We start from the raw sequence: 14200 nt of genomic DNA, 5'->3' as shown, positions 1-14200 counted from the left end.
AACAGAAGATTCTGTACCTTTACAACTATGTATGCGTTGGTAGATTGTAATAACTTTTATGCTTCTTGCGAACGGGTTTTTAATCCGAATTTGCAAGGAAAGCCTGTGGCTATTTTAAGTAATAATGATGGTTGTGTTATTTCAATGAGTGATGAAGCTAAAGACTTGCAACTTCCATTTGGAGCTCCAATTTTTAAGTGGGATCAGTTTTGTAAAAACAATAATATCTCAGTGTTGTCATCAAATTATCCGTTGTACGGTGATATGAGCGCTAGAGTGATGAAGATTTTAGAACAATTTTCTCCAGATGTAGAAGTGTACTCTATTGATGAAGCTTTTTTACAATTCAAAGGTTTTGATGAATATAATTTTAATTCTTACGGAACCGAAATCAGAAGTAGAATTTTACAATGGACAGGTATTCCAACTTGTGTAGGAATTGCACCAACAAAAGCGTTGAGTAAAGTTGCTAATAAAATTGCACGAAAGTTCTTGAAAGAAACAGGTGGAGTGTATGTGATTGATTCCGAAGAAAAAAGGATTAAAGCATTAAAATGGACTCCTATAGAAAGTATTTGGGGAATTGGGAGAGGTATACAGAAGAGACTACTTACTAAAGGATGTAAAAAGGCGTACGATTTTACACAGTTAAATGATGATTGGGTGTTGAAAAACCTTTCAATAACAGGTTGGAAGTTGAAAAAAGATTTAGAAGGAGAGCCTAAAATACAGCTAGATGAGCCTACTAACAAAAAAGCAATAGCGACAACCCGAAGTTTTGAATATACATTTTCGGACTTAGATAATATTAAAGAAAGAATCTCAACGTTTGCCGTAAGTTGTGCAGAAAAATTACGTAAGCAAAACTCAAGTTGCCATATGGTAATTGTACTATTGCGCAGTGATTATCATAAAAAAGAGACTGAACAACATCGAGCAAGTAAAACGGTTGTGTTTCCGTACCCAACAAGTTCCACACTAACAATAAGTAAAAGTGCAGTACAAGCTGTAACTACTATTTTTAAGGAGGGAATAAAGTATAAAAGAGCAGGGGTAATTGTAACAGGGTTGGTGCCTTCAGATAATTATCAATTAGATATGTTTACAAAGGAAGACCCGAAGCATGCCTCTTTAATGAGCGCAATTGATAAAATTAATCAGACTTATAAAGCAGATAAGATTAAATTGGCTAATCAAGATTTACAACGTACTTGGAAGATGCGTCAAGAGCGATTATCACCAAAATACACTACCAATATTAACGATATTATCAAGGTAAAGTAAGTTTAGATAAACAACAAACAATAAGATGTTACGAAAATTAAAGCAAGTAAAAGCATCAGATTCATTAACCTTTTTTTTACCAAAAGAGTTAAATGAAAGCGAGGGAGCTATCTTTATGGATATAGGAATTTCTGCGGGGTTTCCTTCTCCTGCAGATGATTTCAGAGAAACACGTATCTCGTTAGATGAAGAACTTATTAGAAATAAAGAAGCCACTTTTTTTGCACGAGTAAGTGGACAGTCGATGATTGGAGCAGGGTTAGATGATAATGACTTGTTGGTAATTGATAGAAGTATTCCACCTACAAATAATAAGATAGCCGTTTGTTTTTTAGACGGAGAGTTTACGGTAAAACGCTTACGTGTTGAAGGAAATGAGGTGTGGTTACAACCTGAAAATCCAGATTATCCAATTATAAAAATTACCGAAGAAAATAATTTTATCATTTGGGGAATTGTTACCAATGTGATTAAGAAAGTATAAAAGAGAGTCAAGACTGCTTCGTTGTTAGATAAAAGAGTCAAGACGGTAAGTAGAAAATACTTCTAAAAACAAAGAAATCCAGTAATTTACTGGATTTCTTTGTTTTTTAGTCTAAAAGCCTTGTTTCTAAAAATTAACAAAATTCGTCGTACGCTGCTGCTAAATTTTGAGCAATAGCCTCAGCAGAACGTCCTTCGATATGATGACGCTCTAACATGTGTACTAAATTACCATCTTTAAACAAAGCAATTGCAGGTGATGATGGAGGGAAAGGAATCATGTATTCTCTTGCCTTCGCTGTAGATTCTTTTTCTACACCTGCAAATACAGTAGTTAAGTTAGTAGGAGTCTTATTTGCTCCTAAAGAAGCGATAGCACCTGGTCTTGCTGTACCAGCAGCACATCCACAAACAGAGTTTACCATTACTAACGTAGTTCCTTCTTTGGCTAAAGCATTGTCAACATCTTCAGCAGTATATAAAGCTTCAAAACCAGCATCAATTAATTGATCGCGCATTGGTTTTACTAATTCTTCTGGATACATATTTTTGAATTAAAAATTTAAAGCAAAGATACTTCTTTTCACGGCAACAATCAACCCGAAATAAGTATGGAGATAGATTGGTAATGTTTTATCTTTGTGACCTTCTAAAAAAACAAACAATGGGAAAATTTGGAAAATGGCTTGGAGCAGGAGCTGGCTTTACATTAGGTGGGCCAATAGGAGCTATTATTGGGTTTGCTGTAGGAAGTTTTATTGATGGAATTTCTGTAGAAGATTTTGTACAAGAGCAGCAAGAATATCAAAAAAAGACGGGAGGTCAACCAAGAAGGGGAAGAGCTACGTCAGGTGATTTTGAAATAAGCTTATTAATATTGGCATCAGTAGTTATCAAATCTGACGGAAAGATAGATAAGCGTGAGCTGGATTATGTTCGTATGTACTTTGTAAAAATGTATGGTAAAGAACGAGCAAATCATGCATTTAAATTATTCAACGGCATTATTAAGAAACAAGTATCTACACGACAAGTTTGTTTACAGATACGTCAGTATATGTCACATGCTACACGATTACAGTTACTACATTTTTTGTTTGGAATAGCAAAAGCAGATGGACAAGTAACTAGTGTAGAGGAAGAAGAGATTAGAAAGATAGCAAGTTACTTGTATATTAACGAACACGATTACTCTTCAATAAAGGCAATGTTTTATGATGAATCTGATGGGGCTTATAAAATGCTTGAAATAACGAAGGATTCAACTAACGAAGAAGTGAAGAAAGCGTATCGAAAAATGGCTAAAAAGCATCACCCAGATAAGTTACAAAATCTTGGAGAAGAACATAAAGAAGGAGCTAAAGAGAAATTTCAGAAAATACAAGCAGCCTATGAACAGATAAAAAAAGAGCGAGGAATTAGTTAAAATAAAAAAGATAATTATTTCAGTATTATTTAACTACAAAAGGTAAGAAGCATGGGGAAACAGTTAGTAGTAATATTTATTTTTCTTAGCGGTATTTGCTTGGGACAAAGGAAATACACAGCCGATAAGTATTTTGAAGTTTTTGCTTATAAAAAGGCAGCAGAACTATATGAGAAAATTTATGATAAAGGAAATGAGTCGTATGAAATTGTTAGTCGTTTAGGAGATTCACACTATTATAACTCAGAGTTTTTAGAAGCGGAGAAATGGTATAAAATTTTAATGGACAACTATGAGAGTATTACAGCGTCAGAATATTTTTTTAGATATGCACAATCTTTAAAAAGTAATGGAAAAATTAAAGAATCTGATAAATGGCTTTTAAAATTTAGTAAAATTAAAGAGAATGACTCTAGAGGGCAAGCTTTAGAGGAAAATGAAGATTATTTTAATAAATATAGTAACGAGAAAAAGAAAATATTTGTAAACATAACCAATCTCTCTGTAAATACTCAGTATTCGGATTTTGGTGGGTTTATCTATGATAATAAGCTTTATTTTGCTTCTACAAAACCCATTGGAGAAAATGACAAGCTATATAAATGGAACAACCAACCGCATTTAAACATCTATAAAGCAAATGAAGTTTATGATGAAGAAAAACAAATAATTGATTTAGAAGAAGAAAAAATAATTTCATCACTAAGCTCACAGTATCACGAATCTAATGCTGTGATTACTTCTGATGGTAAAACGATGTACTTTACCAGAACAAATTTTAATGGAAAGAAGTTAGAAGGAGGAGATAATCAAATAGCATATCTTAAAATATATAAAGCAGAGCTTATAAATGGAGAATGGGGAAATATAAAAGAACTTCCATTTAATAATGATAATTATTCTGCGGGGCATCCAACTTTAAGCCCAGATGAGAAAACATTGTATTTTATTTCAGATATGCCAAATGGTTTTGGAGAAACAGACATATACAAGGTAGCACTTTTAGAAGATAACACTTACGGAGAACCAGTAAATTTAGGAAAAGAAATAAATACTGAAGGAAGAGAAATGTTTCCTTTCATAGCTAAAAACAACACCTTATATTTTGCTTCAGACGGACATCTAGGTTTAGGCGCCCTTGATATTTTCGAATCAAAAAATAATTCTGATACTTATCAAAAACCAAATAATTTAGGCGCTCCAATAAATGGATCGTATGATGATTTTGCTTTTGTGATAGACGATGAAAGAAATAAAGGTTTCTTCTCCTCTAATAGAAAAGGAGGAAAAGGAGATGATGACATTTATAGCTTTATTTTATATAACTGTAAGGAAGATATAACAGGAATAGTATCGGAAGAAAAAAGTAATAAACCAATATTAGGAGCAACAGTTAAATTAATCGATTCTAACGGTAAGGTTCAAGCACAACAAGTAACAGGGAAAAATGGAGATTATAGGTTTGTTGAAGTTGATTGTGAGAAAAAATTTGTAATTATAGCAGAAAAAGAAGATTATAAAGCTGATACAAAACAATTACAAACCCTTAATGTAAATAAAGAACTTGTTACAACAAACTTATCGTTAAAACCATTAATTATAGAAAATCAAATTGTGATTAACTCGATTTACTTTGATTTTGATGAGTATACAATAAGAAAAGATGCAGAATATGAGTTAGAACATATTGTTTCGGTAATGAAAAATCACCCGGAAATGATTATTAGAATAGAATCACACACAGATAGTAGAGGATCGAAAGAATACAATAAAAAGCTGTCTGATAAAAGAGCAAAATCAACAAAAGCTTACATTGTTTCTAGAGGGATATCTCCAGAAAGAATAGAAAAAACACTAGGTTATGGTGAAGAAAAACTATTAAACAATTGTGATGATACAACAAGTTGTTCTACAAAAGAGCATCAAAAAAATAGAAGATCTTATTTTTATATAGTTAAAAAATAACAATTATAACTTATAAAGTATCAAAAACACCTCAATTTTGAGGTGTTTTTTTATATCTCAAATTCAACAATTACAAGAAAATACGTAATTTCGCACATTAAATTAATAAACCGGCAAAATGAGTAAGAAGTTTACTGAATACAAAGGATTGGATTTACCAAAAGTAGCAGAAGAAATATTAAACTATTGGGAAGAAAACAACATCTTTGAAAAAAGTATTACTACACGTGAAGGAAACGAACCATTTGTGTTTTTTGAAGGACCACCTTCAGCAAACGGTTTACCAGGAATTCACCACGTAATGGCACGCGCCATTAAAGATATTTTTTGTCGTTATAAAACCCAAAAAGGATACCAAGTTAAGCGTAAAGCAGGTTGGGATACTCATGGGTTACCAGTAGAATTGGGTGTAGAGAAAGAATTAGGAATTACTAAAGAAGATATCGGAACAAAAATTACAGTTGAAGAATACAACGAAGCATGTAAAAAAGCTGTAATGCGTTACACTGATATTTGGAATGACTTAACTCAGAAAATGGGGTATTGGGTAGATATGGAAGATCCATATATTACTTATAAACCAAAATATATGGAATCGGTTTGGTGGTTGTTAAAGCAAATCTATGATAAAGATTTATTGTATAAAGGATATACTATTCAACCGTATTCACCAAAAGCAGGAACAGGATTAAGCTCGCACGAGTTAAATCAACCTGGAACGTATCAAGATGTTACGGATACTACAGTAGTAGCTCAGTTTAAAACAGTCAAAGAAACGTTACCAGAATTTTTACAAGTTGAAGGAGATGTACATTTTTTAGCTTGGACAACGACTCCGTGGACACTTCCATCAAATACAGCATTAACGGTTGGTCCAAAAATTGAGTATGTTTTAGTAAAAACATTCAACCAATACACCTTTGAACCAATTCAAGTTGTATTGGCTAAAAATTTAGTAGCTAAACAATTTGCAGGGAAGAAATTTAATGAAGTTGAAGATGTAGCTGAATTAGCAAACTACGCTGAAGGAGACAAGCAAATTCCTTACGCAGTTGTAAAGGAATTTAAAGGAGCAGATTTAGTAGGAATTAAATACGAGCAATTGTTACCATTTGCTTTACCATATCAAAATCCAGAAAATGCTTTTAGAGTAATTTCAGGAGATTTTGTTACAACTGAAGATGGTACAGGTATCGTACACACAGCACCTACCTTTGGGGCTGATGATGCGTTAGTTGCAAAACAAGCAACTCCAGAAGTACCACCAATGTTGGTGTTAGATGAAAACGATAATCCAGTTCCGTTAGTAGATTTACAAGGTAGATTCCGTCCAGAAATGGAAGAATTTGCAGGTAAATATGTGAAGAACGAGTACTATGCTGATGGAGAAGCTCCTGAAAGATCAGTAGATGTTGAGTTAGCGATTCAATTAAAAGAAGAAAATAAAGCCTTTAAGGTTGAAAAATATGTGCACAGTTATCCGAACTGTTGGCGTACCGATAAACCAATTTTATACTATCCATTAGATTCTTGGTTTATCAAGGTAACCGATGTAAAGGATAAAATGTTCGATTTAAACGAAACTATTAACTGGAAACCAAAATCTACAGGAGAAGGACGTTTTGGTAACTGGTTAAAAAATGCGAATGACTGGAACTTATCACGCTCTCGTTTTTGGGGAATTCCATTACCTATTTGGCGTACTGAAGATGGAACAGAGCAAATCTGTATTGGTTCTGTAGCTGAATTAAAAGAAGAAATTCAAAAGTCAGTGGATGCAGGAGTAATGTCTGAAGATATTTTTGCTGATTTTGAAGTTGGAAATATGTCAGAAGAGAACTATGATAAAATCGATTTACATAAAAATGTAGTAGATAAAATCACGTTAGTTTCGGCATCAGGAAAACCAATGAAGCGTGAAAGTGATTTAATTGATGTTTGGTTCGATTCTGGTTCTATGCCTTATGCACAATGGCATTATCCGTTTGAAAATAAAGAATTAATAGATAATAAAGAAAGTTACCCAGCGAATTTTATTGCAGAAGGGGTAGATCAAACTCGTGGATGGTTCTATACCTTACATGCGATAGGAACCATGGTGTTTGACTCTGTAGCCTATAAAAATGTAGTATCTAACGGATTGGTGTTAGATAAAAATGGACAAAAAATGTCAAAGCGTTTAGGAAATGCGGTAGATCCTTTTACTACGTTGTCAGAATATGGTCCAGATGCTACTCGCTGGTACATGATTTCAAATGCAAATCCATGGGATAACTTAAAATTTGACTTAGCAGGAATAGAAGAGGTGAAACGTAAGTTCTTCGGTACTTTATACAATACCTATTCATTCTTCTCTTTATATGCCAATATTGATAATTTCACCTATAGCGAAGCTGAAATAGCTATTAATGAACGACCAGAGATTGACCGTTGGATTTTATCTGAATTAAATACCCTAGTTCAAAAAGTTGATAAATTTTATTCAGAATATGAACCTACTAAGGCAACTAGAGCTATTTCTGATTTTGTACAAGATCACTTAAGTAATTGGTATGTACGTTTGTGTAGAAGACGTTTTTGGAAAGGAGAGTACGCACAAGACAAAATTTCTGCATACCAAACGTTATACACTTGTATGTTAACGGTAGCTAAATTAGGTTCTCCGGTAGCGCCTTTCTTTATGGATCGTTTGTATAAAGATTTAATAAAAGCTACAGGAAAAGAAAGTTTTGAAAGTGTACACATAGCAGAGTTTCCAAAATACAATGCTGATTTAGTAGATAAGTCGTTAGAGCGTAAAATGGAAAATGCACAAACAATCTCGTCATTAGTTTTATCTCTAAGAGCAAAAGAGAAAATTAAAGTGCGTCAACCATTACAAAAAATCATGATTCCAGTATTAGATGCAACTCAAAAAGAAGAAATTTTAGCGGTGGCAGACTTAATAAAGTCAGAAGTTAACGTTAAAGAGATAGAGTTATTAGACGATGCTTCAGGAATTTTAGTAAAACAAATCAAGCCAAATTTTAAAGCTTTAGGGCCGAAATTTGGTAAGGATATGAAGTTGATTGCTAACAAGATACAAGGGTTTTCACAAGAAGATATCATCAAAATAGAAAAAGAAGGTGAAATTTCTGTGGAAATTAACGATAAAATGATTACTTTAGGAACCGCTGATGTGGAGATTTCATCGAAAGATATCGAAGGGTGGTTGGTAGCCAACGCAGAAGGGTTAACCGTAGCTTTAGATGTTACAATAAACGACGAATTACGCAAAGAAGGTGTGGCAAGAGAATTAGTTAATAGAATTCAAAACGCACGAAAAGACACAGGTTTAGAAGTAACCGATAAAATAAAATTAACCATTTTGCAGGCTGATGATTTAAGAGAATCGGTATTGGCAAATGAAAACTACATTAAAGCAGAAACATTAACAAACGAATTAGTTTTTGTTGATGTTTTAAGTAATGGTACAGAAATTGAGTTTGATACCATTAAAAGTAGAATGTTAATTGAAAAAATATAGCATTATGGATGATGTTAAAATAAGATATTCAGATAGTGATTTACAAGAGTTTAAGGAAATCATTCAAAAGAAAATTGAAAAAGCTGAAGAAGATTTAAGATTGCTACAAGCATCATATAAAAATGGTTCGGATAACGGAACCGATGATACGTCGCCAACATTTAAATCTTTTGAAGAAGGATCTGATACGATGGCTAAAGAGGCAAATATGCAGTTAGCTATTCGTCAAGAAAAGTTTATTCGCGATTTAAAAAATGCCTTAGTTCGTATTGAAAATAAAACCTATGGTATTTGTAGAGTTACTGGTAAGCTAATTCAAAAAGAACGTTTAAAGTTAGTACCACATGCTACTTTAAGTATCGAAGCAAAACGAAAACAATAACTTTTAAAGTTAAAATAAATAGAGCCTCTTTTAGAGGCTTTTTTTGTATGAAAAAATATCTATTGTTATTACTTATACTAAGTGTCCAATTTCTTTACTGTCAAGAAAAAATAATGCAGAAAAGAAGAATGTTAGTAAACGAACTCGAAGTCGTTACTTACGGTTTGGATGACATTGTAATTGAAAATTCAAAAGATGAACAACTCGAAGTAATTTTATTAGATGAAAATCCATATACACATAATATACTATTCAAAAAAGAAGGAGAAGTTTTTACAATAGCATTTGAATTAAATATTCCAACATTAAAAAATGAAGTCTTTCGAAAATATATAACGAGGAGGCTAGAAAGAGCTAGGGCAGTTATAAAAGTTCCCAAAAACAAACATATAAGCATTCATGGAAAAACTATCGGAGTAACTTCAAAAAGTTATAAAGGAGATGTAAATATTTATATAGAAAGAGGAAATATAAAATTAACTACTGTTCAGGGAAATTCAAACATAGATATTTTTCAGGGAAATGTTTTTGCGCAAATAACTTCAAAAAGTAAGTTAGATTTAAAAACTAATAATGGAACAATTCTTATAAATGGAGAAAGAAAAACCTCTCTGTTTTCTAAAGAAATGCCATCTGCTTCTAAAACATTTACTGTAAACTCTATTCATGCAAATATTAATATTGAATTAAAGTAATTAACAAAAATTTATAACAATTACACGTAACAAAATACAAGTTATTTTGTCTAATGGTTAATTAAAAACTAAGAAATGAATAAAAGTATACTAACCACAGCAGCCATTGCAGCATTACTATTAACAAGCTGTAATTCTACTAAAAAGACAACAAACGATTTAGCTGTTCAAATCCCAATTGTAACAACTTTAGATTTAACAAAAGTTACTAATGATAAAGTACCTGTAACAATTAACCCAGGTAGGTTTACAGTTGAAAAAGTAACATATCGACTGCCAAGAGTTGTTCAAGGAACATATTCTGTGAGTGATTTTGGTAAATATGTAGACAGCTTTAAGGCTTTAGATTATGAAGGAAACGAATTAGAAGCTACAAAAGTTGATACGAATACTTGGGAAATTACAAACGCTCAAAAATTAGATAAAGTAACTTATTTAGTAAATGATACTTTTGATATGGAAGTTTCAGGAGGGATTGGAGGAGAAACTCCATTTTCACCAGCAGGAACAAATATTGAGTCTACAAACTATGTGCTAAATCTTCACGGATTTGTGGGGTATTTTGATTCTTTAAAAAACAACCAATATAAGTTAGATGTTGTTTCGCCTACCAACTTTAAAAGAACTTCCGCTTTACAAGAAGTTGGAACAAAAACAAGTGAAGACGGTTCAACTTTAACGTCGAGTTATTTTGCACCACGTTATTTTGATATTACTGACAATCCTATGTTTTATGGAAACCTAGATGTTGAAGAATTTAAAGTAGGAGATATTAAAATTGTGTTAAGTGTATATTCTCCAAACAAAAAACACTCAGCTGAAAAAATTAAAGCTGTGATGGAAAAAATGATGCAAGCGCAAAAAGCATATTTAGGAAGCATCAACAGTACGGCACGTTACGATATTTATTTATATCTATCTGACGGAACAGAAAAAGCACCTAAAGGATTTGGGGCCTTAGAACACCATACATCAACCGTAGTAGTGTTACCAGAAGCAATGCCAGATGAAGCGTTGGCAAAAAGTATGATTGATGTTGTGTCTCATGAGTTTTTTCATATTGTAACTCCGTTAAGTGTACATTCAGAAGACGTACATTATTTCGATTACAACCAGCCAACATTCTCTAAGCATTTATGGATGTATGAAGGAATTACAGAATACTTTGCTACATTATTTCAAGTAAACCAAGGTTTGGTAACAGAAGATGAATTTTACAGCAAAATTATGGGTAAAATTAAAACAGCATCTTCTATGAACGACTCTATGAGTTTTACCAAAATGAGTGAAAATGTGTTAGACGAACCTTATGCTTCACAGTATTACAATGTGTATCAAAAAGGAGCTTTAATAGGTATGTGTATCGATATTTTAATGCGTGAAGAAAGCAATGGAGATAGAGGTGTATTATCATTAATGAAAGAGTTGTCATTAAAATATGGGAAAAACAAACCATTTGAAGATGATAAGCTAATAGAAGAAATTACTGAGATGACCTATCCATCAATAGGAGCGTTTTTAAATACACACGTAGTAGGAGGTACACCAATTAATTATAATGAGTTTTTTGCTAAAGTAGGGTTAGAGCTAAATGAGTCTAAAGTGAAAACAAATTATATCCAAAATAATGGAGCAATTATTGTTAGACCAGATAAAGCGACACAAACTATCCGATTTACAGAAGCAGTAAATGACAATAGTTTTTGGGCTGAAAATGGAGCACAACCTAACGATGCAATTAAAGAAGTAGATGGTGTTGCGGTAACAAAAGAAAATGCAAACCAGATTTTTACTAAAATGTTTATGTGGCAACCAGGAAATGAAGTTGAGGTAAAATTAGAAAGAGATGGTAAAGAGGTTGTTATTAAAACAACTTTAACTCAATCATATACAACAGGAGCTAGTTTAAAAGATGATCCTAATGCAACACAAAAGCAAAAAGAATTAAGAAAAGCTTGGTTAAAAGGATAGTCACCTTTTTTAATCGATAAGTTTAAGACCAATATGTTTAAATGGCTATTGGTCTTTTTCATTCTATAAATCAGAAGAAAAAACATAAAAATAGTTTTCTTATTTTTGTTTCCATTAAATAAAAAAAATGTCTAAAAAACACATAGCAATACTTACCGTAATTCTGGCAATTTTAATTGATCAAATTAGTAAAATTTACATCAAAACACATTTTCAGTTAGGAGAAGAAGTTGTTGTTTTTAATGATTGGTTTAGAATCCATTTTACTGAAAATAACGGAATGGCGTGGGGCTTTGAATTTGGTGGTAAAGCAGGAAAATTATTTTTAACTTTATTTAGAGTTGTTGCGGTTACAGGTATTGTGTATTGGTTATGGCAATCTATCAAGCGAAAAGCGCATACAGCCGTTATTATAGCGATAGCATTAATTTTAGCAGGAGCAGTCGGAAATATTATCGATTCTGTTTTTTATGGTGTAATTTTCGATTCTTCATACCACAACGTGGCAACACTTTTTTCAGATAATCCTTACGGAGAGCTATTTCATGGAAAAGTGGTTGATATGTTATACTTTCCTATTTATGAAGGAGAAAACTTTACTTTTTTCAATGCTATTTTTAATGGTGCAGATTCTTGGATTACTATAGGAGTGGCTTTGTTATTTATTTTCAATAAACAGGCATTTCCTAAAGAAGAAAAAGAAACAAAACAAGTTTCGTAAAACACGTTAGATACTTTTCCTATATTTATAGAAAAAGAAAACAATGCGTTTATTAAAATATCTTGCTGTTTTTGTATTAGGGTTTTTAATTGCAAAATTTTGGTATGGAAAGAAAGAGGAAAAGTACGAGCAAGAAGAAATTCAAGTGGTTTTAAACGGAATCCAGAACTTAAGTAAGCTAGTAGTTTCAGAAGGGAACTTTTCTGAAATGTATAGCTTTACAGATGCAAAGAAATACTTTTATGGATATCTTACATTTGAGAAAAAAGCAATGCTTTCTGTGAATGCCAAAGTTGAGGTGGGATATGATTTATCGAAATTAGATATTCAGATAGACAGTATTGGGAAGCAAATAATCATTAATAAAATACCTAAAGAAGAAATTCTCATTTCTCCACATATTAAGTATTTTGATTTGCAGCAAAGTCAGTTTAATACTTTTTCTAAGCAAGAACTAAACAAGCTCAACGCTAAAGCTGTTGAAAAGATTAAATCGACAATTATTGTATCTAAACTGCAAGAAGACGCTAAAACACGTTTATTTGAAGAATTATCTAAGATTTACCAACTTTCTAAAATTTACAATTGGAAAGTGGTGGATAATACCAACTCAGAGATGTTTGAACCTTTACTATTAAAAGATTAACTGAGAATAACATAATTAATCTAAAGTGCTATTCATAAATGAATAGCACTTATTGATATAATTATAGTCCTCCTGGTTCTTGCATGCACATATCAATACAACCTGTAGGCTGTAAGCTAAAGCAATTATCCCAATTTGGGCAACGTCCAGCTATAAATTCACTTAATGCAATTTCTCTACATTCAGCTCTATAGCCAGGAGTATTGTTAAGACAATAATCTGGCACTTGCCCTCCGTTAATTTGTTTTTGATCCTTTTTTGTTAAAACTTTTCCAACATTTACAATTTGTTTTCTCATAATATAAAAATTAAGTATTTGTAAAGCTGCAATCATTTAAAGACACTTGCAGTTTGTGTCTATTCTTCGCGAAAGAATTTAGTTTTTTTAGATAATTTAGGTTTTAGGTAATTGATGAAAATTGAGGTATAGTGTAACTCAAATTTTTCAAAAAACTTCAATTTAGGATATAAAGCCAAAACAAATCTAGATGTGATAAATTATAACATAATTTTAACATTTCTAAAAGGAAAACTACTCCTAGTTAAGAGACTTGTTTAGCTTTTAGGCTATCAATTATGAGTTTTAGATACTATTTAATTGGTATTATAGAGAGAAGTAGCAAAAAAGACATAACTATTCATTTAAGCGAAATAATTAAACAAGAAAAGAATAGTTAGAAAAAATATTTAATTAGGTAATTTCTTACTTAATACACCATAAATAAAAGCTCCTATAAGAGCTCCTAAGAGCACAATAATCATTGGGATTGTTCCTTGTCCAATCAAAACAAGAATAGGGGCAGGACAAGCGCCTGCTAGTGCCCAACCTAAACCGAAGATAGTGCCTCCAACTAAAGTTCTAATGAAACCTTTTTTCTTTTCTTTAATATTAATTTGGTTACCTAAGTAATCTTTAACTTTCCCAGTTTTAAAGAAGTACATAAATACAGCAGAGAGGGCTACGGCAGAACCAATAATACCATACATATGAAATGATTGAAACTTGAACATCTCATAAATTCGATACCAAGAAACCGCTTCTGATTTTGATAAAATAATTCCGAAAACTATTCCAATAACTAAAAATTTCAAATTCTTCAT

General features: G+C 32.0%; 13 protein-coding genes. 10 read left to right on the top strand and 3 right to left on the bottom strand.

The genetic code is table 11. The features are described from left to right. Window positions 1–27: 27 nt before the first annotated feature. Together D6T69_RS00880 and D6T69_RS00875 are read left to right on the top strand one after the other, a co-directional pair. A complete protein-coding gene (locus D6T69_RS00880) occupies window positions 28–1284 on the top strand; it encodes a Y-family DNA polymerase (protein WP_125066011.1) in 1257 nt (418 codons plus the stop codon). 25 nt (window positions 1285–1309) lie between these two features. Then, on the top strand, window positions 1310–1768 hold the full coding sequence (locus tag D6T69_RS00875; protein WP_125066010.1) for a LexA family protein: 459 nt from the start codon (window positions 1310–1312) through the stop codon (window positions 1766–1768). 133 nt (window positions 1769–1901) lie between these two features. Here the strand turns inward: D6T69_RS00875 and D6T69_RS00870 are convergent, their stop codons facing one another. Then, a complete protein-coding gene (locus D6T69_RS00870) occupies window positions 1902–2312 on the bottom strand; it encodes a BrxA/BrxB family bacilliredoxin (RefSeq protein WP_125066009.1) in 411 nt (136 codons plus the stop codon). 119 nt (window positions 2313–2431) lie between these two features. Here D6T69_RS00870 and D6T69_RS00865 point away from each other — a divergent pair, with 119 nt between their 5' ends. From D6T69_RS00865 to D6T69_RS00830, 8 genes are all read left to right on the top strand, one after another. Beyond that, window positions 2432–3193: a TerB family tellurite resistance protein gene (locus D6T69_RS00865; RefSeq protein WP_125066008.1), complete on the top strand. Its 762-nt coding sequence runs from the start codon at window positions 2432–2434 to the stop codon at window positions 3191–3193. A 51-nt stretch (window positions 3194–3244) separates the two neighbouring features. Then, window positions 3245–5158, top strand: a complete 1914-nt coding sequence (locus tag D6T69_RS00860; RefSeq protein ID WP_125066007.1) for an OmpA family protein — start codon at window positions 3245–3247, stop codon at window positions 5156–5158. A 118-nt stretch (window positions 5159–5276) separates the two neighbouring features. After that, on the top strand, window positions 5277–8684 hold the full coding sequence (ileS, locus tag D6T69_RS00855; protein ID WP_125066006.1) for an isoleucine--tRNA ligase: 3408 nt from the start codon (window positions 5277–5279) through the stop codon (window positions 8682–8684). 4 nt (window positions 8685–8688) lie between these two features. Then, on the top strand, window positions 8689–9066 hold the full coding sequence (locus D6T69_RS00850; RefSeq protein WP_047790047.1) for a TraR/DksA family transcriptional regulator: 378 nt from the start codon (window positions 8689–8691) through the stop codon (window positions 9064–9066). 113 nt (window positions 9067–9179) lie between these two features. Further along, window positions 9180–9761: a DUF4097 family beta strand repeat-containing protein gene (locus D6T69_RS00845; RefSeq protein WP_125066005.1), complete on the top strand. Its 582-nt coding sequence runs from the start codon at window positions 9180–9182 to the stop codon at window positions 9759–9761. 75 nt (window positions 9762–9836) lie between these two features. Further along, window positions 9837–11732, top strand: coding sequence for a M61 family metallopeptidase (locus tag D6T69_RS00840; protein ID WP_125066004.1), 1896 nt, complete (start codon window positions 9837–9839; stop codon window positions 11730–11732). A 127-nt stretch (window positions 11733–11859) separates the two neighbouring features. Further along, window positions 11860–12453, top strand: coding sequence for a lipoprotein signal peptidase (locus D6T69_RS00835; RefSeq protein ID WP_125066003.1), 594 nt, complete (start codon window positions 11860–11862; stop codon window positions 12451–12453). 43 nt (window positions 12454–12496) lie between these two features. Next, window positions 12497–13099: a DUF4230 domain-containing protein gene (locus D6T69_RS00830; RefSeq protein WP_125066002.1), complete on the top strand. Its 603-nt coding sequence runs from the start codon at window positions 12497–12499 to the stop codon at window positions 13097–13099. 61 nt (window positions 13100–13160) lie between these two features. Here the strand turns inward: D6T69_RS00830 and D6T69_RS00825 are convergent, their stop codons facing one another. Both D6T69_RS00825 and D6T69_RS00820 read right to left on the bottom strand, forming a co-directional pair. Further along, a complete protein-coding gene (locus tag D6T69_RS00825; protein ID WP_125066001.1) occupies window positions 13161–13397 on the bottom strand; it encodes a hypothetical protein in 237 nt (78 codons plus the stop codon). 389 nt (window positions 13398–13786) lie between these two features. Continuing rightward, window positions 13787–14200, bottom strand: a complete 414-nt coding sequence (locus D6T69_RS00820; protein WP_125066000.1) for a DUF6691 family protein — start codon at window positions 14198–14200, stop codon at window positions 13787–13789.

Origin of the sequence: Tenacibaculum singaporense (assembly GCF_003867015.1) — a bacterium.
GTDB classification, from domain to species: domain Bacteria; phylum Bacteroidota; class Bacteroidia; order Flavobacteriales; family Flavobacteriaceae; genus Polaribacter; species Polaribacter singaporensis.
The sequence above is the reverse complement of the archived record's forward strand: the minus strand, read 5'-3'. Positions and strand labels throughout refer to the sequence as shown.

Coding starts and splice junctions, on each gene's coding strand:
- D6T69_RS00850 (WP_047790047.1), top strand. CDS start 8,689: ATGGATGATGTTAAAATAAGATATTCAGATAGTGATTTACAAGAGTTT.
- D6T69_RS00870 (WP_125066009.1), bottom strand. CDS start 2,312: ATGTATCCAGAAGAATTAGTAAAACCAATGCGCGATCAATTAATTGAT.
- D6T69_RS00865 (WP_125066008.1), top strand. CDS start 2,432: ATGGGAAAATTTGGAAAATGGCTTGGAGCAGGAGCTGGCTTTACATTA.
- D6T69_RS00880 (WP_125066011.1), top strand. CDS start 28: ATGTATGCGTTGGTAGATTGTAATAACTTTTATGCTTCTTGCGAACGG.
- D6T69_RS00830 (WP_125066002.1), top strand. CDS start 12,497: ATGCGTTTATTAAAATATCTTGCTGTTTTTGTATTAGGGTTTTTAATT.
- D6T69_RS00820 (WP_125066000.1), bottom strand. CDS start 14,200: ATGAAGAATTTGAAATTTTTAGTTATTGGAATAGTTTTCGGAATTATT.
- D6T69_RS00875 (WP_125066010.1), top strand. CDS start 1,310: ATGTTACGAAAATTAAAGCAAGTAAAAGCATCAGATTCATTAACCTTT.
- D6T69_RS00835 (WP_125066003.1), top strand. CDS start 11,860: ATGTCTAAAAAACACATAGCAATACTTACCGTAATTCTGGCAATTTTA.
- D6T69_RS00825 (WP_125066001.1), bottom strand. CDS start 13,397: ATGAGAAAACAAATTGTAAATGTTGGAAAAGTTTTAACAAAAAAGGAT.
- D6T69_RS00845 (WP_125066005.1), top strand. CDS start 9,180: ATGCAGAAAAGAAGAATGTTAGTAAACGAACTCGAAGTCGTTACTTAC.
- D6T69_RS00840 (WP_125066004.1), top strand. CDS start 9,837: ATGAATAAAAGTATACTAACCACAGCAGCCATTGCAGCATTACTATTA.
- D6T69_RS00860 (WP_125066007.1), top strand. CDS start 3,245: ATGGGGAAACAGTTAGTAGTAATATTTATTTTTCTTAGCGGTATTTGC.
- ileS (WP_125066006.1), top strand. CDS start 5,277: ATGAGTAAGAAGTTTACTGAATACAAAGGATTGGATTTACCAAAAGTA.